General features: G+C 72.8%; 17 protein-coding genes and 1 pseudogene. 9 read left to right on the top strand and 9 right to left on the bottom strand.

The genetic code is table 11. From position 1 onward, the window contains the following. Positions 1 to 422: 422 nt before the first annotated feature. Positions 423 to 1,199 carry a BTAD domain-containing putative transcriptional regulator gene (locus ACIBSV_RS47585; RefSeq protein ID WP_395873821.1) on the top strand — a complete coding sequence of 259 codons (777 nt, stop codon included), beginning with the start codon at positions 423 to 425 and terminating at the stop codon, positions 1,197 to 1,199. 45 nt (positions 1,200 to 1,244) lie between these two features. On the opposite strand, the gene ACIBSV_RS47590 is transcribed toward ACIBSV_RS47585, so the two are convergent. From ACIBSV_RS47590 to ACIBSV_RS47600, 3 genes are all read right to left on the bottom strand, one after another. Then, the gene (locus tag ACIBSV_RS47590) at positions 1,245 to 1,448 is read right to left on the bottom strand and encodes a ferredoxin (protein ID WP_395873822.1); all 204 of its coding nucleotides are present in this window, start codon (positions 1,446 to 1,448) and stop codon (positions 1,245 to 1,247) included. Between the two features lie 5 nt (positions 1,449 to 1,453). Beyond that, positions 1,454 to 2,725: a cytochrome P450 gene (locus ACIBSV_RS47595; RefSeq protein WP_395873823.1), complete on the bottom strand. Its 1,272-nt coding sequence runs from the start codon at positions 2,723 to 2,725 to the stop codon at positions 1,454 to 1,456. Positions 2,726 to 2,841: 116 nt separating this feature from the next. Then, on the bottom strand, positions 2,842 to 4,371 hold the full coding sequence (locus ACIBSV_RS47600; protein ID WP_395873824.1) for an FAD-dependent monooxygenase: 1,530 nt from the start codon (positions 4,369 to 4,371) through the stop codon (positions 2,842 to 2,844). Between the two features lie 333 nt (positions 4,372 to 4,704). Between ACIBSV_RS47600 and ACIBSV_RS47605 the strand changes: the two genes are divergently transcribed. The 4 genes from ACIBSV_RS47605 to ACIBSV_RS47620 all read left to right on the top strand — a co-directional run bounded on the left by ACIBSV_RS47605 (position 4,705) and on the right by ACIBSV_RS47620 (position 10,474). After that, entirely contained in the window at positions 4,705 to 5,940 is a 1,236-nt protein-coding gene (locus tag ACIBSV_RS47605) for an amidohydrolase family protein (RefSeq protein ID WP_395873825.1), read from the top strand. A 132-nt stretch (positions 5,941 to 6,072) separates the two neighbouring features. Further along, positions 6,073 to 7,587 (top strand): FAD-dependent monooxygenase, encoded by a 1,515-nt coding sequence (locus tag ACIBSV_RS47610; protein ID WP_395873826.1) that lies wholly within the window; start codon positions 6,073 to 6,075, stop codon positions 7,585 to 7,587. A 304-nt stretch (positions 7,588 to 7,891) separates the two neighbouring features. Continuing rightward, the gene (locus ACIBSV_RS47615; protein WP_395873828.1) at positions 7,892 to 9,370 is read left to right on the top strand and encodes an MFS transporter; all 1,479 of its coding nucleotides are present in this window, start codon (positions 7,892 to 7,894) and stop codon (positions 9,368 to 9,370) included. 54 nt (positions 9,371 to 9,424) lie between these two features. Beyond that, complete coding sequence (locus ACIBSV_RS47620) at positions 9,425 to 10,474, top strand: LLM class flavin-dependent oxidoreductase (protein ID WP_395873829.1); 1,050 nt, start codon at positions 9,425 to 9,427, stop codon at positions 10,472 to 10,474. Between the two features lie 214 nt (positions 10,475 to 10,688). Here ACIBSV_RS47620 and ACIBSV_RS47625 read toward each other — a convergent pair whose 3' ends face one another. Both ACIBSV_RS47625 and ACIBSV_RS47630 read right to left on the bottom strand, forming a co-directional pair. After that, positions 10,689 to 11,303 carry a prolyl oligopeptidase family serine peptidase gene (locus ACIBSV_RS47625; protein ID WP_395873830.1) on the bottom strand — a complete coding sequence of 205 codons (615 nt, stop codon included), beginning with the start codon at positions 11,301 to 11,303 and terminating at the stop codon, positions 10,689 to 10,691. A 320-nt stretch (positions 11,304 to 11,623) separates the two neighbouring features. Further along, positions 11,624 to 12,922 carry an NAD(P)/FAD-dependent oxidoreductase gene (locus ACIBSV_RS47630; RefSeq protein ID WP_395873831.1) on the bottom strand — a complete coding sequence of 433 codons (1,299 nt, stop codon included), beginning with the start codon at positions 12,920 to 12,922 and terminating at the stop codon, positions 11,624 to 11,626. Between the two features lie 155 nt (positions 12,923 to 13,077). Here ACIBSV_RS47630 and ACIBSV_RS47635 point away from each other — a divergent pair, with 155 nt between their 5' ends. From ACIBSV_RS47635 to ACIBSV_RS47645, 3 genes and pseudogenes are all read left to right on the top strand, one after another. Beyond that, positions 13,078 to 13,251, top strand: a complete 174-nt coding sequence (locus ACIBSV_RS47635; RefSeq protein ID WP_395873832.1) for a hypothetical protein — start codon at positions 13,078 to 13,080, stop codon at positions 13,249 to 13,251. 108 nt (positions 13,252 to 13,359) lie between these two features. Next, positions 13,360 to 13,518, top strand: a pseudogene (locus ACIBSV_RS47640) (helix-turn-helix domain-containing protein); the annotation flags it as partial. Between the two features lie 159 nt (positions 13,519 to 13,677). Further along, positions 13,678 to 15,897 carry an NADP-dependent isocitrate dehydrogenase gene (locus ACIBSV_RS47645; protein WP_395873872.1) on the top strand — a complete coding sequence of 740 codons (2,220 nt, stop codon included), beginning with the start codon at positions 13,678 to 13,680 and terminating at the stop codon, positions 15,895 to 15,897. Positions 15,898 to 16,039: 142 nt separating this feature from the next. Here the strand turns inward: ACIBSV_RS47645 and ACIBSV_RS47650 are convergent, their stop codons facing one another. Beyond that, the gene (locus ACIBSV_RS47650) at positions 16,040 to 17,377 is read right to left on the bottom strand and encodes a sulfite oxidase (protein WP_395873833.1); all 1,338 of its coding nucleotides are present in this window, start codon (positions 17,375 to 17,377) and stop codon (positions 16,040 to 16,042) included. A 402-nt stretch (positions 17,378 to 17,779) separates the two neighbouring features. After that, positions 17,780 to 18,367: an RNA 2',3'-cyclic phosphodiesterase gene (gene thpR, locus ACIBSV_RS47655; RefSeq protein ID WP_395873834.1), complete on the bottom strand. Its 588-nt coding sequence runs from the start codon at positions 18,365 to 18,367 to the stop codon at positions 17,780 to 17,782. A gap of 603 nt (positions 18,368 to 18,970) precedes the next feature. On the opposite strand from thpR, the gene ACIBSV_RS47660 reads away from it, so the two are divergent. Continuing rightward, positions 18,971 to 19,930, top strand: coding sequence for a hypothetical protein (locus tag ACIBSV_RS47660; RefSeq protein WP_395873835.1), 960 nt, complete (start codon positions 18,971 to 18,973; stop codon positions 19,928 to 19,930). Positions 19,931 to 19,968: 38 nt separating this feature from the next. Here ACIBSV_RS47660 and ACIBSV_RS47665 read toward each other — a convergent pair whose 3' ends face one another. Further along, positions 19,969 to 20,424, bottom strand: a complete 456-nt coding sequence (locus ACIBSV_RS47665; RefSeq protein ID WP_395873836.1) for a hypothetical protein — start codon at positions 20,422 to 20,424, stop codon at positions 19,969 to 19,971. A gap of 146 nt (positions 20,425 to 20,570) precedes the next feature. Then, positions 20,571 to 20,987: an NTP pyrophosphohydrolase gene (locus tag ACIBSV_RS47670; protein ID WP_395873837.1), complete on the bottom strand. Its 417-nt coding sequence runs from the start codon at positions 20,985 to 20,987 to the stop codon at positions 20,571 to 20,573. Between the last annotated feature and the right edge of the window lie 284 nt (positions 20,988 to 21,271).

Consider the following 21,271-nt stretch of genomic DNA (forward strand, 5'->3'; position numbering starts at 1 on the left):
GCCCTCGGCGGCCCGAGCCACACCCGCGTTCCGTGCCCCGGCAGCCCGGGCCGACTCCCGCGTCCCTGCCCCGGCCGCCTCGCGTCCGGGGTCCGCCGGACCTCGGCCCCGGGGCGCCGTCGGTGGTCGGACCCGTCCCGCCGGTGGTTTCCCGTACCGGTTTCGCTACCACCCCTGGGCGGATGGCTGGGGGCATGCTGGGGTGCCCGGGGGGCGTGACCGGGGTCCGGGCGAGACACAATCGTGGTGAGGCTCCGTATACGGCCGCCGGCGTCCGAGTCCGGCCGGCGCCGAGGTCTCGACGGGACGTCGCCCGACGGCGCGCGATACCCCGACCATCCGTCATCGCGTCGAGAGCGGTAGGCCCGGGCCGGCCACACCGGCCGGTCCGTCCGCCTCGACCGAAACCCATGGGGGAAGTCATGCGATATTCGATCCTGGGCCCACTGCACGTCATCGACGAGGCGGGCAACGGCGCCCCGATCAGCGCGCCCAAACTGCGCACACTGCTGGCGGCACTGGTCATCCGAGGCAATCAGGTCGTCTCGATAGATCAACTGATAGACGAGATATGGGGCGAGAATCCGCCCCGTCGGGTGACAGCGGCACTGCATGTGTACGTGTCCCAGCTCAGGCGATTGATCGGCAGGCCGGACGATCCCGAAGGCCCGATCGTCACCGGGGCGCCGGGATATCTGCTGCGGATGGCGCCGGAGGACCTCGACCTGTGGACCTTCCAGCGCCATGTGCAACAGGGGCGCGCGCATCTGCGGGTCGGCGCGTACCGCCAGGCGTCCGAGTCGCTGCGGGCCGCCCGGGACCTGTGGCGCGGGCCGGCGCTCGGGGAACCGTACGGCCAGGGGCCGCTGATCCGCGGGTTCATGACCTGGCTGGAGGAAGCCCGTTTGGAATGCACCGAGTTGCTGGTGGAGGCCGACCTGGAATTGGGCCTGCACCGGGAGTTGGTCGGCCCGCTGTACGCGCTGACCACCGAGCACCCGCTGCGTGAGGTGTTCCATCGGCAGTTGATGCTGGCGCTGTACCGGTCGGAGCGGCAGGCGGACGCGCTGCGGGTGTACCAGCAGGCCCGGGAGACGCTCAACGGCGAACTGGGCCTGGAGCCGGGACGGGCGTTGCGGGACCTGCAATTGGCGATCCTGACCGCCGACGAGCAACTCGACACCAGGCTCGCGAGTTGACGTCGGCCCGTCGGCGGCCCGAATGGGTCGCCGACGGACCGCGGCTCACGCGGTCGGCTCCTCCGCGATCGTGATGGCCTTCTCCGGACAGGCCCGGGCGCCGCGCAGGGCGGCGGCCCGTCGAGCCGGGTCGACCTCGAAGTCGCCCATCTCGTTGAAACCCTCGTCGGTGACCTCGTAGACCTCCGAGGCCAGCGCACTGCACATGGAATGCCCCATGCAGGCATCGGAGTTCACCCGGACGCGCATGCCCGCTACCCCCGTGCCCGGCCGAGCACGAGGTCGAGGTTGTGCAACCCCCGGCCGGGCGAGTAGTGATGCAGCGGCACGGTGCCCTCGGCGACGTGGTAGTTCGGCACGCGCTTGTGCCACTCCTCGATCGCGATGCCGATGATCCGGCGCGCGAGGTGCATCCCCAGGCACCGGTGCGGTCCGGTGCCGAAGGCGAGTTGACGGGTGGCGTTGCGGTCGAAGTCCACCTCGTCGGGGTTCTCGAAGGCGTCCGGGTCCAGGCCCGACATGCCCCAGGACAACAACACCCGATCGCCCTTGCGCATGGTCACGCCGTGCCGCTCGACGTCGCGGGTGACCAGGCGCCCGGTCGAGGAGACCGGTTCGTGTCGGATGAGTTCCTCCACCACGGCGGGGATCCGGTCGGGATTCGCGTTGATCAGGTCCTGGACCTCGGGGTGGCGGGCCAGGTACAGGAAGATCAGACCGAGCTGCGCGGTGGTGCTGTCCAGGCTGGCGAGCATGGTCACGAACGCGGCGTTGATCATCTCGTCGCGGGTGAGTTCACGGCCGTCGAAGCGCCCCTCGACGAGTTGGCTGATCACGTCCCGGCGGCCCTGGGTTCCCTCGGCGCGGCGCTGGTCGATCGCCTCGCCGAAGAAGTCCCACAGCGGCTTGTTCGCCACCCGCAGGTCCTCGTCGGTACGGGCGTTGGGGATGCCCTCGCGCCGCAGCCAGGTCTTGTGGTCGAGCAGCGTGCGCAGGTGCTCCCGGCCGATCCCGAAGCTGATCAGGAAGGTCTCGGCGGGCAGTTGGATGCCGAAGTCGGTGAGGAACTCGCAGCGCCCGGCGGCCACGATCGGCTCGATCGCGTCCACGGCGGCCTCCCGGATCCGGGGCGCGAAGTGGTTGACCACCCCGGGGTTGAACAGACTCGCCAGCGTCAGGCGCCACTTGCGGTGTTCCTCGCCGTCCAGCTGGATCGGGATCTGCTTGGTCGGGAAGATCTGCCGGTGCGGGATGACCAGTTCGGCGTTGGAGAACAACTCGGGGCTGCGCGCCGCCCATTCGATGTCCTCATAGCGGGTGAGGATCCAAAAGCCGCCCGCCTCCTCGGAGCGCACGATCGGCGCGCTCGCGCGCATCTGCTTCCAATACGGGATCGGGTCCTGCTGGAGCCAGGGCTGGTACAGGCTCCACTGCCGCGAGCGCTCGTCGACGGTGGCCGGCGCCTCGGGCACGGATGCCGGTGCCGGGGTCGGGGTCGGGGTCTGGGTCCGGGTGGTGTCGGTCATGCTCCTGCTCCTTCATGTCCTGGATCGGCCCGAAGGACGACGCCGGTGGGTGGATCCACACGTGCGGTGGCCCGTCGTCGATCGCTCGCCGGGTGGGCGCGCCGCCGCGGTCCGGGTCAGGCGGATGGGGCCGCCGGCGCGGCGGACGCCGCCTCGTCGGGTTCGCCGAACCACGTGGTCAAGGCCGCGCCCAGACCCTTGGCCCGGGCTCCGGTCGCGTCGTCGGCCCACGCGACGAACCCGTCCGGGCGGACCAGGACGAGCGTCGCGTCCAGGGCCGGCTCGGCGGAGCCCGCGGTGACGATGTCGACGCGGTCGGCCCACGCGATCGCCTCGGCCGGGTCGGCCCCGCCGCCCGCGCCGCCGGTCAGGTCCACGAGCAGGCCGCGTCCGGTGCTCAGGAGTTCGAGCAGCTTCGTGTCGCCGGCGCCGGTGTTCAGCGTGACCCCCGGGACCCGCCGGCCGACCAGCGCGTGCGTTTCGGCACCCGGATCGGCGTCGGCCGGCGCCGGGTAGCCGACCGCCGTGGTCATCTCCAGCAGGTGCCGGTTGACGCTCTCGATCGCGGTGAGTTCGGCGACCATGTCACGCAGCGGGGTGATCTCGGCCAGCGGGTGCATCAGCGCCATCTGGGCCCGCGAGTGCAGCGCGACCCGCTCACCGACCGGGCGACGCTCGCTCTCGTAGCTGTCGAGCAGGCCGGGCGAGGCGTGCCCGGCCAGCGTCGCGGCCAGCTTCCAGCCCAGGTTGAGCGCGTCGTGCAGGCCGGTGTTGACGCCTTGCGTGCCGGAGATGAACAGCACGTGCGCGGCGTCGCCGGCCAGGAACACCCGCCCGTCCCGGTAGCGTTCGGCCAGCCGGGTGGGGCCGCCGTAGCGGGCGAGGTAGTGCGTGCGGGCCACCCGGGGCGCCTTGCCCAGCACCCGCCGTACGCTGTCGAGCAGTTCCTCGGTGCTCACCGGGACATCGGCGGCCGGCGGCGTGGCGCCGAACTCGATCGTCATCAGCCGCAACCGGCCCGGCTGGAGCGGCAGCGCGCCGAACACCCCGGCCGGGTACAGGCCGCCGTCGAAGGTGTCGTGCTCGCTCTCCTCGAGCTCCACGTCGCCGAGCACCCCGGCGTACTCCTTGCCGGACGCGACGAACCCGATGCCGGCCAACCGCCGTACGGTGCTGTCCGCGCCGTCCGCGCCGACCAGATAGGCGGCGCGCAAGGTCTCCTCGGTGCCGTCCTCGGCGCGCGTGTGGACCGTGACGCCGTCCGCGTCCTGCGTGTAGTCGCTCACCCGCACGCCTCGGCGCAGTTCCACGCCCAGTTCGCCGGCCCGCGCGCGCAGCAGCCGCTCCAGGCGCCACTGCGGGTAGGCGTAGGTGTATTCGGTCGGGCCGACCGAGGTCAGGTCGAGCCAGTGGAAGGCGAACGGGGTGCGCGGCCAGGCGAACATCTCGTGTTCCCCGATGCGGTCCGCGAGTCCGCGCTGTTCCAGGATCTCCAGGGTGCGGCCGTGCACGGCCATGCCCGGGGAGAACTCGGGATCGTCGGTGCGCGGCTCCACCACCACGGGTTCGGCGCCGGCCAGGGCGAGTTCGCACGCGAGCAGGAGGCCGGTGGGGCCTCCCCCGGCGATCACGACGGTGCGGCTCATGCTCTTCTCCTCCGCGCTGGGCGTTGGGGGTCGGCCCAGAGCTTGAGCGCAGCGGCTAAGGCTGGGCTTAAGGGCGCCGGGCGGCCGGGCTCGCGGGGGCGTGCCGAAGCGCCCTTCACCCGGGCTCGGAAGCGCCGCCCCGGCGCCCCGGCGGGCAATGCGGTGAGCCGCCGGCACCGGCCGCGTGAGCGGTCGTAAGAGTCGCTTTAGAACCGGCTGTGACAGTGGGCGCGAACGACCGGGGGCACCCGCCGGCGAGGCAGTGGGAGGGCCTGCCGCGGGCGTGGTCCCGCCCGGCGGTTGCGGTCTCACGGTGCCGAGGAGAAGCAGTCCATGACAGCACGGATCATCGCCGCCGACCGGGTGCTGCCCGGCGCGGGGGCCCCGGAGGTGCCCGACGGGGCGGTCCTGGTGGCGGACGGACTGGTCCGGGACGTGGGCCCGCGTGCCGAGGTCCTCGCCCGGGCGCCGGTCGGCACACCGGTGGCCGATCATCCGGGCGCGAGCGTCCTGCCGGGGTTGATCGACAGCCACGTCCATCTCGTGTTCGACGCGAGCGCGGATCCGGTGGCCGCGTTGGCCGGGGTCGACGACCTGGACCTGTTTCCGGCGATGGCGAGCCGGGCTCGGCAGTTGCTGGACAGCGGCGTGACCACGGTGCGCGATCTCGGCGATCGGGGCGGCCTGGCCCGGCGGTTGCGGGACGCGATCGCCGCCGGGTTGCTGCCGGGGCCGCGGGTGCTCGCCGCGAACACGCCGCTGACCGTGCCCGGCGGGCACTGTTGGTTCCTCGGTGGCGAGGTGGCCGACCACGACGAGTTGCTCGCGGCGACCCGCGCGCACATCGCCTCCGGCGCGGACGTGCTCAAGGTGATGGCCACCGGCGGGAACCTGACCCCCGGCGGCCCCCAGGCGTGGCAGCGCCAGTTCGGCGCGGACGCGATCGCGCTGGTCGTGCGCGAGGCGCACGCCGCTGGGCTGCGGGTGGCCGCGCACGCGCACGGCGCGGTCGGCGTCGAGGCCGCGCTGGCGGCGGGCGCGGACACCTTGGAGCACTGCACGTTCATCCCGGAGGCGGGCCCGGCGGCGGGCCCGGACGTACGGCTCGATCTGGTCCGCGAGATCGCCGACCGCGGGGTGTTCGTGTGTCCCACCTTCAGTCGCGCGTTCGATCTGACCCGGGAGCGGATCGGCCACGAGGCCATGGGCCCGTGGCTGGACGTGGCCCGGGTGTTGCACGAGAACGGCGTGCGCCTGATGGCCGGTACCGACGCCGGCATCGCGGGGGCGAGCTTCGACGCCTACGTGACCGGCCTGGAGTGGTTGGCACGATCCGGCCTGGCCAACACCGACGTGTTGGAGATGGCCACCACGAACGCGGCGGACGGGCTCGGGCTGGGTGATCGCACCGGGCGGCTGGCCCCGGGCTTCGCCGCCGACCTCGTGGTCGTCTCCGGCGATCCGCGCGCCGATCTCGCGGCGCTGCGCGCGGTCCGGCTGGTGCTGGCCGACGGCCGCGCGCATCTGCCGCCGGCCGAGGTCGAGGCCCGGCTTCGCGCCCACCGCTGAGCGCCGGGCGGACCCGCGCGGGACCGCCCGCTCGCCCCCGAGGCGCCCGGGGCCGTACCCGCCTGTCGGCGGACCCCCTCGTCACACATCGCACATCGCACGTCGGACATCGGACATCGCCGAGGAGTCGAGATGGAACGCAACGAGCACAGCGATCGCACGGTAGTCGTCGCGGGGGCCGGGCCCAGCGGCCTGATGTTGGCCTGTGAGCTGGCGCTGGCCGGCGTGCGCACGATCGTGCTGGAGCGGTTGGTGGAGCCGCCGGGGTGGTCCCGGGCGCTCGGGCTGCAGTACGGCTCGATCCGGGCGTTGGAGCAACGCGACCTGGCCGCACCGGTGTTCGAGTACGCGCCGATCAAGCACTTCGGTTTCGGGATGTTGCGGTTCACCGGGCTGGAGGAACACCTGGTGCCGCGCCGGGTGCCGCAGCGCCGGATCGAGCAGCATCTGGAGGAGCGCGCGGTGGAGTTGGGGGTGGACGTGCGCCGGGGGCACGAGGTCGCCGACTTCACCCAGGACGAGTCCGGGGTCACCGTCACGGTGCGTACGGCGGACGGCGAGTACCGGGTGGCCGGCGCGTACCTGGCCGGGGCCGACGGCGGCGCCAGTGTGGTGCGCAAGCGGGCGGGCATCGACTTTCCCGGCACGCCGTCGGTGGCCGACGGCATCACCGGCGACCTGCGGATCCCGGTGGAGCGGCAGATCCGGATCGACCCGTCACTGCATCCGAACGGGATGTTCGCGCTGATCCCGTTGGAGGGCGAACTGGTCCGGGTCACCGTCGCGGAGTTCGGCGCGCCCCGGACCGGGCGCGAGGTCCCGGTCACCGAGGAGGAGTTGCACCGGCAGATCCGACACGTGGTGGGACGGGAGTTCGACCTGGGCACACCACAACTGTTGTCCCGGTTCGGCTCGTCCGCGCGGCAGGCCGAGCGCTATCGGCAGGGGCGGGTGATCCTGCTGGGCGACGCCGCCCATGTGCACTTCCCGATCGGCGGCCAAGGCTTGAACACCGGCTTGCAGGATGCGGTGAACCTGGGCTGGAAGCTGGCCGCGACGATCCAGGGATGGGCTCCGGAAGGGTTGTTGGACACCTACGCCGTCGAACGGCACCCGGTGGCCGCACGGGTGTTGATGAACACGCGGGCCCAGTTGTCGCTGATGTTCCCGCTCTCCGAGGCCGAGCCGCTGCGCGAGGTGCTGGGCGAGTTGCTCGCGCACGAGGAGGTCAGCCGGCATCTGGTGCACATGATCGCGGGAGTGGACATCCGCTACCCGGTCGCGGAGCGGTCCGGGATCGGCGCGGACGGAGGCGCCGCCGCCGAGGTGGGCGGGCACGCCCTGCTGGGCGAGCGCTTCCCGGACGCGACGCTGCTCACCGAGGCGGGCGAGACGAGCGTGGACCGGGTGTTGCGTACCGGCCGTGCGGTGCTCCTGGATCTGTCGGCGGGCGACGCCGAGCCGTTCGACATCACCGGCTGGAAGGACCGCGTGGATGTGGTGCAGGCCGCCCCGATCCCGGAATCGGCCGCCTCGGCCGTGCTGCTGCGGCCCGACGGGTACGCCGCCTGGATCCGCCCGGAAGGCGTGAGCGGGGACGGGGGCCTGCGACGCGCCCTGACCGGCTGGCTCGGCGCGCCCGCGTAACCACCGCCTGATCGCCCGGTCGGCGCGCCCGCGCAGCGATCCGCTCGTTCACCCGGTCGGACGCACGGTGTTCTCGGTCCGAATTGCCTTGCCGGACACGTGTGTTGCCGATGCGATTGAAAAGTCGAGAGTTCCTCCGTATCGTAAGTCGAGAGATCCTCCGGTTTGCTTTCGGCCCGGAAGGGGTGCCGTCGCGTGCCTCGCCCCGGCCGGCCACACCCGACCGGCACAACGGTCATCGCTGCGGGCGCGCGAGCCCGCGCACGCTCACCGTTCCCCCTTCTTGGCCCCTTGTGGAGGCACCATGTCGACCCCGCCGGCAGTTGGCACACCGGCCGATCCGGTCTCGGCCGTCGAACGACGCGAGCGCCGCCCCGGCCTCGCGCTGGCCGTGATCCTGGCCTGCCAGCTGATGGTCATTCTGGACGCGACCATCGTCAACATCGCGCTGCCGGACATGCAGGAGGCCCTGGACTTCTCACCCACCGGCCTGACCTGGATCATCAACTCGTACACGCTCGCCTTCGGCGGCCTGCTCCTGCTCGGCGGGCGTGCCGGCGACATCCTCGGGCGCCGCAAGGTCTTCATCGCCGGCATCGCGCTGTTCACGCTCGCGTCGCTGGTCGGCGGCTTCGCCAACTCCGAGGCGATGTTGCTGACCGCCCGGGCCTTCCAGGGCGTGGGCGCCGCGTTCGCCGCGCCCAGCACCCTCGCGCTGTTGAACACCAACTTCGAGGGTCCCGCCCGCGCCAAGGCGCTCGCCGTCTATTCGGCGGTGTCCGGCGCGGGCATGGCCTTCGGCCTGGTCTTCGGCGGCCTGCTCACCGACGCCACCTCCTGGCGCGCGGTGTTGTTCATCAACGTGCCCATCGGCATCGGCATCCTCGCCCTGGCACCGCTGTACATCCGCCAGCCCGAGCGCCACCCCGGCCGCTTCGACATCCTGGGCGCGGTCACCTCGACCGCGGGCATGGTCGCCCTGGTCTACGGCTGCATCCGGGCCGCATCCGACGGTTGGAGCGACGGTCTGACCATCGGCGCGCTCGTCCTGGCCGGGGTGTTGCTCACCGCGTTCATCGCGATCGAGTCCAAGGCCGCGCAGCCGATCACCCCGCTGCGCCTGCTCGCGCACCGCAACCGGGCCGGCGCGTACCTGAACATGCTGCTGCTGCCGGCCACCATGTTCGCGATCTTCTTCTTCCTCACCCAGTTCCTGCAGACCGTGATGGGCTACAGCCCGCTCAAGGCGGGCTGCGCGTTCCTGCCGATGGCGCTGTGCCAGTTCGCCTTCGCCCGGGCAACGCCCAAGCTGCTGCCCAAGTTCGGCCCCAAGCCGATCCTGGTCTTCGGCGGCGTCCTGGTCGCGCTGGGCATCCTGTGGCTGACGCAGATCGACGACTCCAGCAGCTATGCCGGCGGCGTGGTCGGACCGATGCTGCTGTTCGGCATCGGCTCGGGACTGAGCTTCATGCCACTGAACATGATCATCCTGTCCGAGGTCCCGCCCAAGGACGCGGGCGCCGCCTCCGGCCTGCTCCAGGCCCTCCAGCAGGTCGGCGCGAGCCTGGGTCTGGCCATCCTGGCCACCATCTCCGGCACCGCGAGCAAGAACGCCGCCAAGCACCCGCCGGCCGGCCTCGATCCCGAACAGACCGCACACCACGTGCTCACCGAAGGCATCTCCACCGCGGCCATCGGCGCGTCGGTCTTCGCCGTCGGCGCACTCGTCGTGTCGATCTTCGTGATCCGCCCCAAACCCCCCGCCCCCAAGCCCGCCGCCTGACCGCGTCCCGTGCCGCGTCCGGCGCCGACCGGCCCTTCGGAAGGAACTTCCCGCATGACGGACACAAGCAGTCGACTTCCCCTGTCGGTGCTGGACTTCGCACCCGTGGCCAGCGGTGCCTCGGCCGCCCAGGCTCTGCGCGACACCGTTCGGATCGCGCAGAGCGTGGACCGACTCGGGTACCTGCGCTACTGGATGGCCGAACACCACAACGCGCCCAACATCGCGAGTTGCTCGCCGCCGTTGATGATCGGTCGGATCGCCGCCGCCACCTCGCGGTTGCGGGTGGGTTCGGGCGGGGTGATGTTGCCCAACCACGCTCCGCTGGTGGTCGCCGAGCAGTTCGGCACCCTGGAGGCGCTGCACCCCGACCGGATCGACCTGGGCATCGGCCGGGCCTCGGGCACCGATCCGATCACCGCCCGGGCGCTGCGCCGCAGTTCCGACCCCGGTGACGACTTCCCGCAGCGCTTCGCCGAACTCCTGGACTACTTCGAGTCGCCCGCACACGGCGGCCCGATCTCCCCGGTCAGCGCGATCCCGGCGGAGGGCAACCGGCCGCCGATCTGGATGCTCGGCTCGAGCCCCTCCAGTGCCCGGATGGCCGGCATGCTCGGCCTGCCGTTCGCGTTCGCGCACCACTTCAGCGCGGAGAACACCATTCCGGCGTTGGCCACCTACCGGGAGAACTTCCGTCCGTCGGCCGACCTGGACCACCCCTACGCCATCGTCGCGGCCATCGTGATCGTCGCCGAGACGCAGGAGCGGGCGGAGTGGCTGGCCGGACCGATGGGGCTGTCGTCGCTGCTCCAGCGCACCAGCGGAATCACCGGGCCCTACCCCAGCCCGGAGTATGCCGAGGCCTTCGAATACAGCCGGGAGGAACGGGAGTTCGTCCGCCAGCGGATAGCGGCGCACCTGGTCGGCGGACGGCACGACATCGCGGCCAAGATCGACGCGTTCGTCGACCGCACCGGCGCCGACGAGCTCATGGCGCTGACCCTGGTGCACGGCGTCGACGACCGCATCCGCTCGTTCGAGATCCTCGCCGAGGCGACCGGCCTGGTGCCCTCGGCGCACTCGGCCGACTCGCTGACCCGCTGACGCGCCGACCCGCAGACCGCCGATTCGCCGGTCGCCGATTCGCCGGTCGTGCCGACGAATCGGCCCGCGAACCCGGTTGCCTCGCCGGTGGCGGGGCAGCTATACCACCAGACCGCTCGACGGCCCGACCCCGGCCGTCGGGCGCACCGTGCCCGCCCGCCTTCATCCCCGTGAGCGGGCGGGCACCAGCCCCGGTCCGGCGCGCGTGCGGGTCTCAGGCCGCCGGACCGGGGGCCATCTGCTTGTCGAACCAGCCCGGCAACCGGGCGCAGTGGTCGATCAAGGCCGAGAAGGCGCGCACCCCGTGGCCCTCCCGGGGACACATCACGAGCGTCGACTCCGCGCCCGCCTCCACCAGCGCGCGAAGGAGCTCCCGGGCCTGCCCGGCGGGCGTGCAGCGGTCCAGCGCGCCCGCCGTCACCAGGGTGGGCGTGCGCACGTCCGCGCCCGGATGGCTCAGTGACGTGATCGTGCGCACCGATTGCTCTGTCACGACCGCCGGTTCCGGACAGCGGTCGTAGCCGTGCCGCACTCCGGCGTGCCCGTGCGCGGAGAAGGAGAGTTCGGGATGGCGGCCACCGAAGGTCTCGGTGCCGCGCCGGAGTTCGGGGACCTTGCCAAAAGTGCGGTCGTACTCGCCGACCACCGTGTCCGGCCCGGCTATGCCGGCCCACCCGAGCCAGTCCTCGTCGAGCCGGCCGGTCGAGGTGACGTCCACGCCGTTCGTGTCGATCCGCGCCGCCTCCGTCCCGGTGCCGTCCACCACAAGCAGCACAAAGTCCCCGGCAACCACCTTGCGATCGGAGCAGAACGCCTCCACCACGGCCACCGCGCGGCCCTACGGCGACCCGGACGGCACCCCGAACTGCCGGTCACCGGTCCGCAATACGGTCCGCCTCCCGTCGGCCCGGGCGATCCACCGCAGGTCGGCGGTGTACCGAGCCTCCTCGCCCGCCCGTGGGCTCGTCACGCAGACCAGCGCGTCGGGGCCCGCCCGGCACGCCTCCCACACGTTCGTCCCGGCCCCGCTCACCTGCGGAACGCAATCGGAAAGCGATGAGGAGCGCGGATCGGAAGGCGATCAGGAGTGCGCTGCGAAGGCGATGCGGAAGGCGGATCGGCGTGCCGGTTACCGGGGGCGCGGCGGCATCAGCCGAACACCGTCCCGGAGTTGGCCGTGTTGATGCTGCGCCGGCGGGAGAACGCGCCCAGGTCGATCGGCTCGCCGGTGTGTACGCCGACGAACCGCACCGGTTTCGTGTCGTGATCGATCCCGCTCTCCACCCCCTCGATCAGGGCTGCCATCAACTGCCCCACCAGCGGCGCGTTCTTGAACTGGTTGCCGCTGGTGCCCATCGCCACATAGAAGCCGTCCATGGCGGTGCGGTCGTAGATCGGCGTCCAGTCGTCGGCGACGTCGTACACCCCGGCGATGCCGCGCGGCCGGTTGGGCACGGTCAGCCCGGTCAGGCGCCGGGCCGCGCGGGTCACCTGCGCCTCGAAGACGTCCGGCGTCGGGTTCGGGTTGGCGGCGTCGGGGTCGTCGAGCCACTGGAGCGGGTCGCACTCCGGCTCGGTCCCGCCCACGAGCAGTCCGCCGTCGACCTCGCCGCGCAGGTACACGCCCAGATCCAGATCCGCCACGGTGACCCCGGCCGCCCCGTCCGGGTTGTAGCCGGCGGGCGCCCGCAGGTATCCGACCTCCTGCCGCATCGGCCGCACGCCGATGGTGAAGTCGGCTCCCACCCCGGCCAGTTCGTTGACCCGACCGGACCACGGCCCGGCCGCGTTGACCACGGTCGGGCAGGCCACCGCCGTGCCGTCGTCCAAGGTCACGCCGACCACCCGGCCGCCGGTCGACCGCACCGCGACGACGGTCCGCCGGAACCGGAACTCGGCGCCGAAGCGCGTCGCCGCCGCGGCCAGGTTCTGCGCGGCCAGTTGCGGATCGCTGATGCAGCCCGCGTCGGGCGTGAAGACCGCACCGAGCGTGCCGGTCGGCTCCGCCCAGAAGTCCTCGTCGTCCAGGCGCTTGGGCGGCCCGTACCGCCCGGTGTCCAGACCCGGGATCCTGGTCGCCAGGGTGTCGGCGTCCCACTCCTCGTAGGGGACCCCGACCGCGTCGAACAGCGGCAGGTAGGCACCGCGCGGCGCGGCGTCCACGTCGAGCAGGGCCAGGCCGCTGCGTTCGAAGCGGACCGGGTCGTCGACGTCGCAACCCAGGTGCTCGCGCCAGGCGCGCCAGCAGAACTGCGCCTCCCACGACGCGGCCACCCCGGCGTGCGTGGAGAAGTTGAACCGGATGACGGCGCTGGAGGCGCTGGTGGAGCCCAGGCCGACCCCGCCGGCCTTGTCCACCACGAGCACCCGCCGTCCGGCTCTGGCCAGTTCGAGCGCGATCGACGCGCCGATCACCCCTGCTCCGACCACCACGACGTCCGTGTTCATCCGGGTTTCCTCCCTGCCGATGCGGCGGCACACGGACGGGTGCCCGGTGGGTCGTCCCGGTCCGTGTCACCAGTCCAGTCTGACCGTCGCCCAGCGCTCGCGGGCCTGGATCCTGCTGGTGCCGCCGGCCGCCGCGGCGGCGGAGCTGCCGGGACGTGCTCGGTGCGCGGATCACCGCCAGGTTCCGGGGCCTGACCCACGGCGCCGGGCGGGTGGTGGTCGGGGTCGGCGCGCCGGTGGATCGCCTCGACCTGGTGCCGGACTCGTACCGGCAGGCGCGCCGTGCGCGCGACGCTGCTGGTGCCCGGCTTGGGCGACATCGCCCGTAGTGGTGCGCCGGACCCTACGACCTGCTTCTGCGGCTGCCCGCGGCGGAGCTGGGCGCGGCGGCTCGGGTGCCGGCCCTGGTCGTGCTGGAGCGGGCGGACGGTCACGGAGTGCTGCTGCCGACGCCGGCCGCGTTCCTCGACCACGCCGGCGACGTGCGGCGCACCGCCGCGTTGTTGTGTGTGCACCTGGCGACGTTGTACCGACGGCTGCGTCGGATCGAGGCGCCCACCGGCTGCCGGCTGGACCACGGCGACGACCGGCTGACCTGCACCTGGGCCTCAAACTCCGCGCCTTGGCCGGTCCGGACCGACCCGACACCGTGTGACCCCGTGGCTGCCGGGACGGGCGGGGGGCGGGACGCGAAGGGTTCCGCCGCAAGATATCTTGATGTCGAGCAATGTTGCGGACATGGAGCGGAGCATCCTGTGACTGACCCGACCATCATCTATACGCACACCGACGAGGCCCCGGCCCTGGCGACGTATTCGTTCCTGCCCGTGGTCCAGGCGTACGCGGCGACGGCCGGGGTCAAGGTGGAGACCCGTGACATCTCCCTGGCCGGGCGGATCATCGCCCAGTTCCCCGACCACCTGAAGGCGGACCAGCGGCTCGAGGACGCGCTCGCCGAGCTCGGTGACCTGGCCAAGACGCCCGAGGCCAACATCATCAAGCTGCCGAACGTCTCGGCCTCGATCCCGCAGCTCAAGGCGGCCATCGCCGAGCTTCGCGAGCAGGGCTACGCGCTTCCGGACTACCCGGACGACCCGAAGACCGACGAGGAGAAGGACGTCCGGGCGCGCTACGGCAAGACCCTGGGCAGCGCGGTCAACCCGGTCCTTCGCGAGGGCAACTCGGACCGCCGCGCCCCCGCGTCGGTCAAGAACTACGTCCGGGCGCACCCGCACCGCATGGGCGTGTGGACGGCCGACTCGAAGACCAACGTCGCGCACATGGTCGCCGACGACTTCCGCTCCACCGAGAAGTCCGCCGTGATCGCCGAGCCGGGCTCGCTGCGCATCGAGCTGGTGGCCGAGGACGGCACCACCACCGTGCTGCGCGAGTCGGTACCGGTGCTCGCGGGCGAGGTCGTGGACGCCTCGGTGATGCGCGCGGCGGCGCTGCGCGAGTTCCTCGCCGCGCAGGTGGCCCGGGCCAAGGCCGAGGGTGTGCTGCTGTCGGTGCACCTGAAGGCCACCATGATGAAGGTCTCCGACCCGATCATCTTCGGCCACGCGGTCCGCGCCTACTTCCCGCAGACCTTCGCCGAGCACGGCGACGCGCTCGCGGCGGCCGGTCTGAGCCCCAACGACGGTCTCGGCGCGATCCTCAAGGGTCTCGAGTCGCTTCCGGACGGCGCGAGGATCAAGGCGTCCTTCGACGCCGAACTGGCCTCCGGCCCGGCGCTGGCGATGGTCGACTCCGACCGGGGCATCACCAACCTGCACGTGCCCAGCGACGTGATCGTGGACGCCTCGATGCCGGCCATGATCCGTACCTCCGGTCACATGTGGGGCGCGGACGGCAAGGAGGCCGACACCCTGGCCGTGCTGCCGGACAGCAGCTACGCCGGCGTGTACCAGGTCGTCATCGACGACTGCCGCAAGAACGGCGCCTACGACCCGGCCACGATGGGCTCGGTGCCCAACGTCGGTCTGATGGCGCAGAAGGCCGAGGAGTACGGCAGCCACGACAAGACGTTCGAGATCCCCACCGCGGGCACCGTGCGGGTCGTCGACGGCGCGGGCACCGCGATCCTGGAGCAGGTCGTCGGCGCCGGTGACATCTTCCGGATGTGCCAGACCAAGGACGCGCCGATCAAGGACTGGGTCAAGCTGGCCGTCACCCGCGCCCGCGCGACCGGCAGCCCGGCGGTGTTCTGGCTCGACGAGGGCCGCGCGCACGACGCGAACCTGATCGCGAAGGTCCGCGCGTACCTGCCCGAGCACGACACCGAGGGCCTGACCATCGAGATCATGTCGCCGGTCGAGGCGACCGCCTTCTCGCTGGAGCGCATCCGTCGCGGCGAGGACACCATCTCGGTGACCGGCAACGTGCTGCGCGACTACCTCACCGACCTGTTCCCGATCCTGGAGCTGGGCACGAGCGCGAAGATGCTCTCGGTCGTCCCGCTGATGGACGGCGGCGGCCTGTTCGAGACCGGTGCCGGCGGCTCGGCGCCCAAGCACGTGCAGCAGTTGGTCAAGGAGAACTACCTGCGCTGGGACAGCCTGGGCGAGTTCCTCGCGCTCGCGGTCAGCTTCGAGCACCTCGCGCAGTCCGTGGGCAACGCCCGTGCCCAGGTGCTGGCCGACACGCTCGACCGCGCCACCGGCACCTTCCTGGACAACGACAAGTCACCCAGCCGTCGGCTCGGTGGCATCGACAACCGGGGCAGCCACTTCTTCCTGGCGCTGTACTGGGCCCAGGAGTTGGCCGCGCAGACCGAGGACGCGGCGCTCGCCGAGGCGTTCGCGGGCCTGGCCCGGACGCTGACCGAGCAGCAGGAGACGATCGTCGCCGAACTGATCGCGGTACAGGGCTCGCCCGCCGACATCGGCGGCTACTACCGTCCCGACCCGGCCAAGGCCTCGGCCGTGATGCGCCCGTCGGCCACCTTCAACGAGGCCATCGCCTCGCTGGGCTGACCCGTTCGGGGCGGGCCGACCTCGTCGAGGTCGGCCCGATCCCCGCGAACCCCGGGCCGACACCTTCGAGCCGCCCCGACCGGCACTGCGCCCGGCCGGGGCGGTTCGGCGTTTCCCGTGCCGGGAGTGGCCGGCCCGGTGCTCAGTCGACGGTCACCGGGTGGCGCACGACAGCGTCGAAGAAGTAGCCCTGGGTGTTGAACGTCGAACGATCGGGCTGGACCCGCCCCGAGGTGTCGCTCGCCCGGGCGAGCAGTTCCGTCGGGCCGGTGGTGGTGGGACGCCAGTCCACACTCCAGCGCACCCAGCCGTCCCGACGCGGCTGGTCCCGCAGCCGCGCGCGGCGCCAGGTCGCGCCGCCGTCCGTGCTGACGTCCACCCGGCGTACGCCGCCCGTGCCGGACCAGGAGCGGCCCTCCAGGCGGTGCGTGACGCGCGACGCGAAGCGGGCACCGGTGGGCAGTTCGAAGGCGCTCTTGAGGGTCTGTCGGGTCAGCGGCGCGCTGCCGCCCTCGGGGTGGGCGGGCCCGAACAGCCGGTAGAAGTCGGTGTTCCACGGCGAGTAGAGCGGCTGAGCGGAGACCTCGATGTCGCCGACCCACTTGATCGAGGAGATGCCCACCCACGACGGCACGACCACCCGCACCGGCGCACCGTGATCGGCGGTCAGCGGCTCGCCGTTCATCTCGTACGCGAGCAGCACGTCGTCGAGCGCCTTGGCCAGCGGCAACGGCCGGCGGACCCGGCCGAGGTTGACGCCGCCGGTGACGTACTCCTCGTCCAGCCCCCGCGGCAGCACATCCACCGCCTCGCGGCGCAGACCCGCGCGGCGCAGCACGTCCGACAGCCGCGCGCCGCGCCACCGGGCCATGCCGATCGCGCCGAGCGTCCAGGCGGTGCCGGCCACCGACTCGCCCTGTTGCGAGGTGTAGAAGCTGCGGCCGTTGCCGGCGCACTCGATGGTGGCCGAATGGGTGTGTGCCGGCAGTCGGCGCAGGTCGGCCAGGTCGAGTTCGATCGCGTGGGCCTGGTCCACGGATCCGCGCAACCCGCTCCCCCACAGCCGCAACCGCCAGTCCCGCGCGGACAGTTGCGGGGTCGAGGTGTGATTGCGCACGAAGAACCGGTCGACGGGGGTGTGATAGCCGCTCCCGCGCAACGCGTGGAAGTTGGTCTCCGCGTTGGTGCCCCGGATGGTGAACAGTTCGGGCGGCAGCGGCTTGACGATCCCCGGGGCCGCGACGGCACCCGGGGCGGTGGGCGGCGCGGCCGGCGCGGGTGGGCGGCTCGGGTCGGTGGGGGCGGTGGAGGCGGTCGGGTCGGCCGCGTACGCGGTACCCGCGGGCAGCGCGGTGAGGACGCCCGCCGCGCCGAGCAACTTGAGCAGGTCGCGTCTGGGCACCCCGTCGGCGCGGGCGGAGCCGCCGATCCACTGCCGCAACCGGTGTCGGTCGTACGAGACTTCGCTGATCGGTGTCATCGAGGCTTCCTCTGCTGAAGGGACGTCGGGAGGCGCGCGCGGGCATACGGGCGCGGCGGTGCGTCGATTGCGCGGAGAAGGTCGGATCAACAACAGCGACGGCGCGGCACGGCGACGCGCGACGGCGCGTTCTCGCCGGTGCGGCGGTGGCTGAGGATCACAGCGCGATGCTAGAGGACCCGACCGCGAGCCGTCGATGGCGCGCAGACAGCCGATCGGTCCCGGGCTCGCCCCTCGGGTTCGGTCGGGCACCGCGCAGCGTCGCGGCCGTGCCGACGGGGGTGGAGCCGGAGTGACCCGTGCGCGGCGACCGAGGCGGGCGGCTGAGCGCACCGTCGACTCCCGGGAGTGCCCGGGTATCGGCCGCCGAGGCGATGGGCGCGGCGGCCGGGCGGCTGGGCCTCAGCGGCCGGCCAGCGGCCAGGCGTCCACGTCGCGGTAGTGGATCGGGCCCGGGCCCCGGCCGAAGTTGCTGCCGACCAGGTGCAGTCGGCGCGCGGACCAGCGGCGGCCGACGAAGTCCTCCAGTTCGCGGGCGGCGACTCCGATGCCGTCGGGGTTGTCCCGGCGGGCCCGGGCCAGGGTCAGGTGCGCGCGCAGCGGCCGGTCCGCGGGCACGACGCCGCCCGCCCGGACCACGCCGCGAACCGCGTCGGCCAGGGTGTGCAGCGCCGCCAGGTCCCCGCGCACGTCGCTCCACAGGACCCGCTCGTCGAACTGCCCGGCGCCGCGCAGTTCCAGGTCGACCGGCCGGGTCGAGGCGGCGACCTCGGCCAGCGGTGCGCGCAGGGCCTCGACCACGTCCGGGGCCACCTCGCCGAGGAAGACGAGGGTGATGTGCCAGTCCTCGATCCGGTTCCAGCGCAGCCGCGGATGCGCGGCGTGCACCGGCCGCAGCGCCCGGGCCAGTTCGTCCTTGGCATCGTCCGGCGGGGCGAGCGCCACGAACAGTCGTACGGTCCTGGGCGGCGTCGGGGCGTCGTCGATCACAGGTGATTTCGTACCGCATCACCGCCGACCACCGCGCGCCGGCCCACCGACGCGGCCGAAAACTGCGCCGCTACGCGCCCGCACCCGCGGCGTTCCGCGGCCCGACGCACCGCGTCCGATGCCGCTCCACGGTCCCGCCGCCCCGCCGCCCTGTCGCCCCGCTGCCCTGTCGCCCGGGTCGCGCGCTTCCCCGTACATCCGACGAACCCACCGTCGATCACGCGCGCCCCGGACGCGCCGGCGCTCGCACCTCTCCGGCCCGCCACCCCCGTTCACCCGGCGGGCCGGCCCGGCGAACGGGTTCGACACTGCGGGCCCGGAGCGGCCGGCGGGAAGGTGCTCCGCGTGTCCTGGACGGCGACCGCGTGTCCCGGCTGGTCACGACGCCGACCGGAACACGTTTCGAACGGAACGGGACAGGGGTCCGGACCGAACGCCGATCCGAGGATCGTCGCGGACCGGCTGCCGGCCGCTCCCCGGAATCGATCGATTCGGGTCCGGATTATCGCTTTTCTGGGACTCCCCGCCCCGTCGAACTGCCGGCACGATGGGTGCCGCGTCAGCTACGGCGAGTGTGTGTCGGTCCGAGGGAACGGGAGAAGCGTGACACGGCGTGACGACAGCGCTCCACAACCGGACAGCGCGACCACGGCGGCGGAGTACGTGGCCGCGTTACGTGCCCTGCGCGAGTGGTCGGCGCTGACGTACCGTCAACTGGCGGCCAAGGCCGAGGCGTCCGGGCATGTACTGCCCGCCAGCACGGTGGCCGCGGCGCTCGGTCGCAGCACGTTGCCCAGGGCCGACCTGGTCGAGGCGCTGGTGTTCGCCTGCGGGCTGGACGCCGACGCCGCCGCGCGCTGGCTCGCGGTCCGGGAGAATCTCGCGGCGGGACGCGTCCCCGAACGCCGGGTGGCCGAACCGCCCGGGCCGGCCGCCGAGTCGGCGGGCGAACCGCCGCCGGAACCGTGGTGGCGTCACCACAGTGCGGTGCCGGTCCTGATCGGCGTGATCCTCGTACTGATCGCGATCGGCACGATCCTCACCATCCGCCACTACTCCGACGACAAGGATGTTTCCCGCCTCGCCGACGGGCACTACCTGGTCAAGCCCGGCCAGATCGCCGACGAGTCGCTGTGCCTGGGTGAGGGGCTCGAGCGCAACGGGCGCACCGACCGGCCGTTGGCCGTGCAACGCCCGTGTGCGGGTCTGGTCCCGGACACCTACCTCAAGGCGCTGGCCCCGGACGTCTACCAGATCGAGTGGCACCACCCGGTGGAGGGCATCGGCTGCCTGCGCGTGGACGACGCGTTGCTGGCCCCCGGCGCGCTGCTCAGCCCCGGCGTATGCACGGGTGCCGCCAACGAGCGCTTTCTGATCGAACCGGCCGACCCGCTCCTACCCGGGCTCTTTCGACTCCGCCCGGTGCACAGCGGCTTGTGCGTGGGGATCCTCGGCGGCCCCGCCGAGATCTCACCCGGGGCCGAGGCCGCACAGGCCGGCTGCTCGGGCACGGCCGACCAGCGCTTCCGGTTGGAACTCGTACCGGACCGAAAGAAGCCCTGAGCCCCAGGGGGCGGGCCACGCCCGGCTCAACGGCCCGGTCAGGCGGGAAGGTTCGGGTGGCCGATGCCCTCGAACGGCTTGATCCGGACGATCGGTTCCCGGCCGCCGCGCTGCGGCACGGACTGCACGGCGCCCCAGGGTCGGTCCGGGAGGGACACGGTGAAGGAATAGGTGTTCGCGCAGCCGGTGCAGTCGTACCGGTCCTGCCAGAGTTCGACATCGGTGTCGCTGCCGGGGATCCGGGCGGCGTGCCGGTAGGTCGCGTGGCAACGGGTGCAGCGCTCGCCGGGAGCGCAGGTGCCGCCGCACGGACAGGGCAGGTCGAGGCTCTCGGCGGGCTCCCAGTAGCGGGTGGCCAGCGCCGCGGCGGTCCGGGCGTCGGGGGCCTTGGACCCGCGCGGGACGGTCATCCGCCGGGCGGCGACGACGTACGACTCGCCGGAGGCGGCCATCCGGCCTCGGATCACGCCCTTGCGGACTCGGTTGGTGGTCATGCTTCCTCCGGCGATTGCCCACGGATCGGGTGTCGGGTACGGCCGGCGGCGCGGGCGGGACCTCGGGACGTCGGACCCGCGTGGGCGGGGCCGCCGTACCTCACGATATCCGCCCTTCGCGGCGAGCCCGAATCCCGGCGGCGCGATCAGCCCGGACGCACCGCCCGGGGACCGGTCACCTCGGCGGCGAACGCGCGCACCCGCTCCCGCAGGCCGCGGTCGGCGGTCACCACGAGACAACGACGCGCGGGCGTTCTCGCGTGCTCGGCCGCGACGAACTCGACGATGCGGTCGTCACCGCTGCCCGAGGCCCGCACGACCCGCACACCGGGCACCTCCGCGACTTCGCGGGCCGCGCCCTCGACCACCAGGACCACGTCCAACGGCCCGCGCCGCGCCCACTCCGGCACGGAGCCGCCACCGGGCAACCCCGCCGCCGCCATCCCCACCAACGCGTCCCGCAACCGCTCGGTGGCCCCATGCCGATCCCGCCACCACCCATCCGGCACAGCCCCCACCACATTCGCCCCGTCCACCACCACCAACGCCACCGCAGCACCCATCCCCCCATCCTGCCCACCCCCACCCCCGTAACAGCCCCGACACGACAACAAGCGACAACGACGCAGCGCGGCGACGGAACCGCGGGTCGCAGCAACGAGCCGGGATCGCGGTACGGATCAGCAAGGCGCGGCGGCGGGACGGGGCGGAGACGGAGCACGGGACGGGTCGGCAGGGCGGCCCGGGTCGGCGGGGCGGCGCAGGGCGCGGGACGGGGCGCGGCGCGATGGGGCGCGAAGCGCGGCGCGGGACGGGGCAAGGCGGGGCGGGAGGCGTCTCGGCGTGG

This window comes from Embleya sp. NPDC050154, assembly GCF_044460165.1.
GTDB lineage: Bacteria > Actinomycetota > Actinomycetes > Streptomycetales > Streptomycetaceae > Embleya.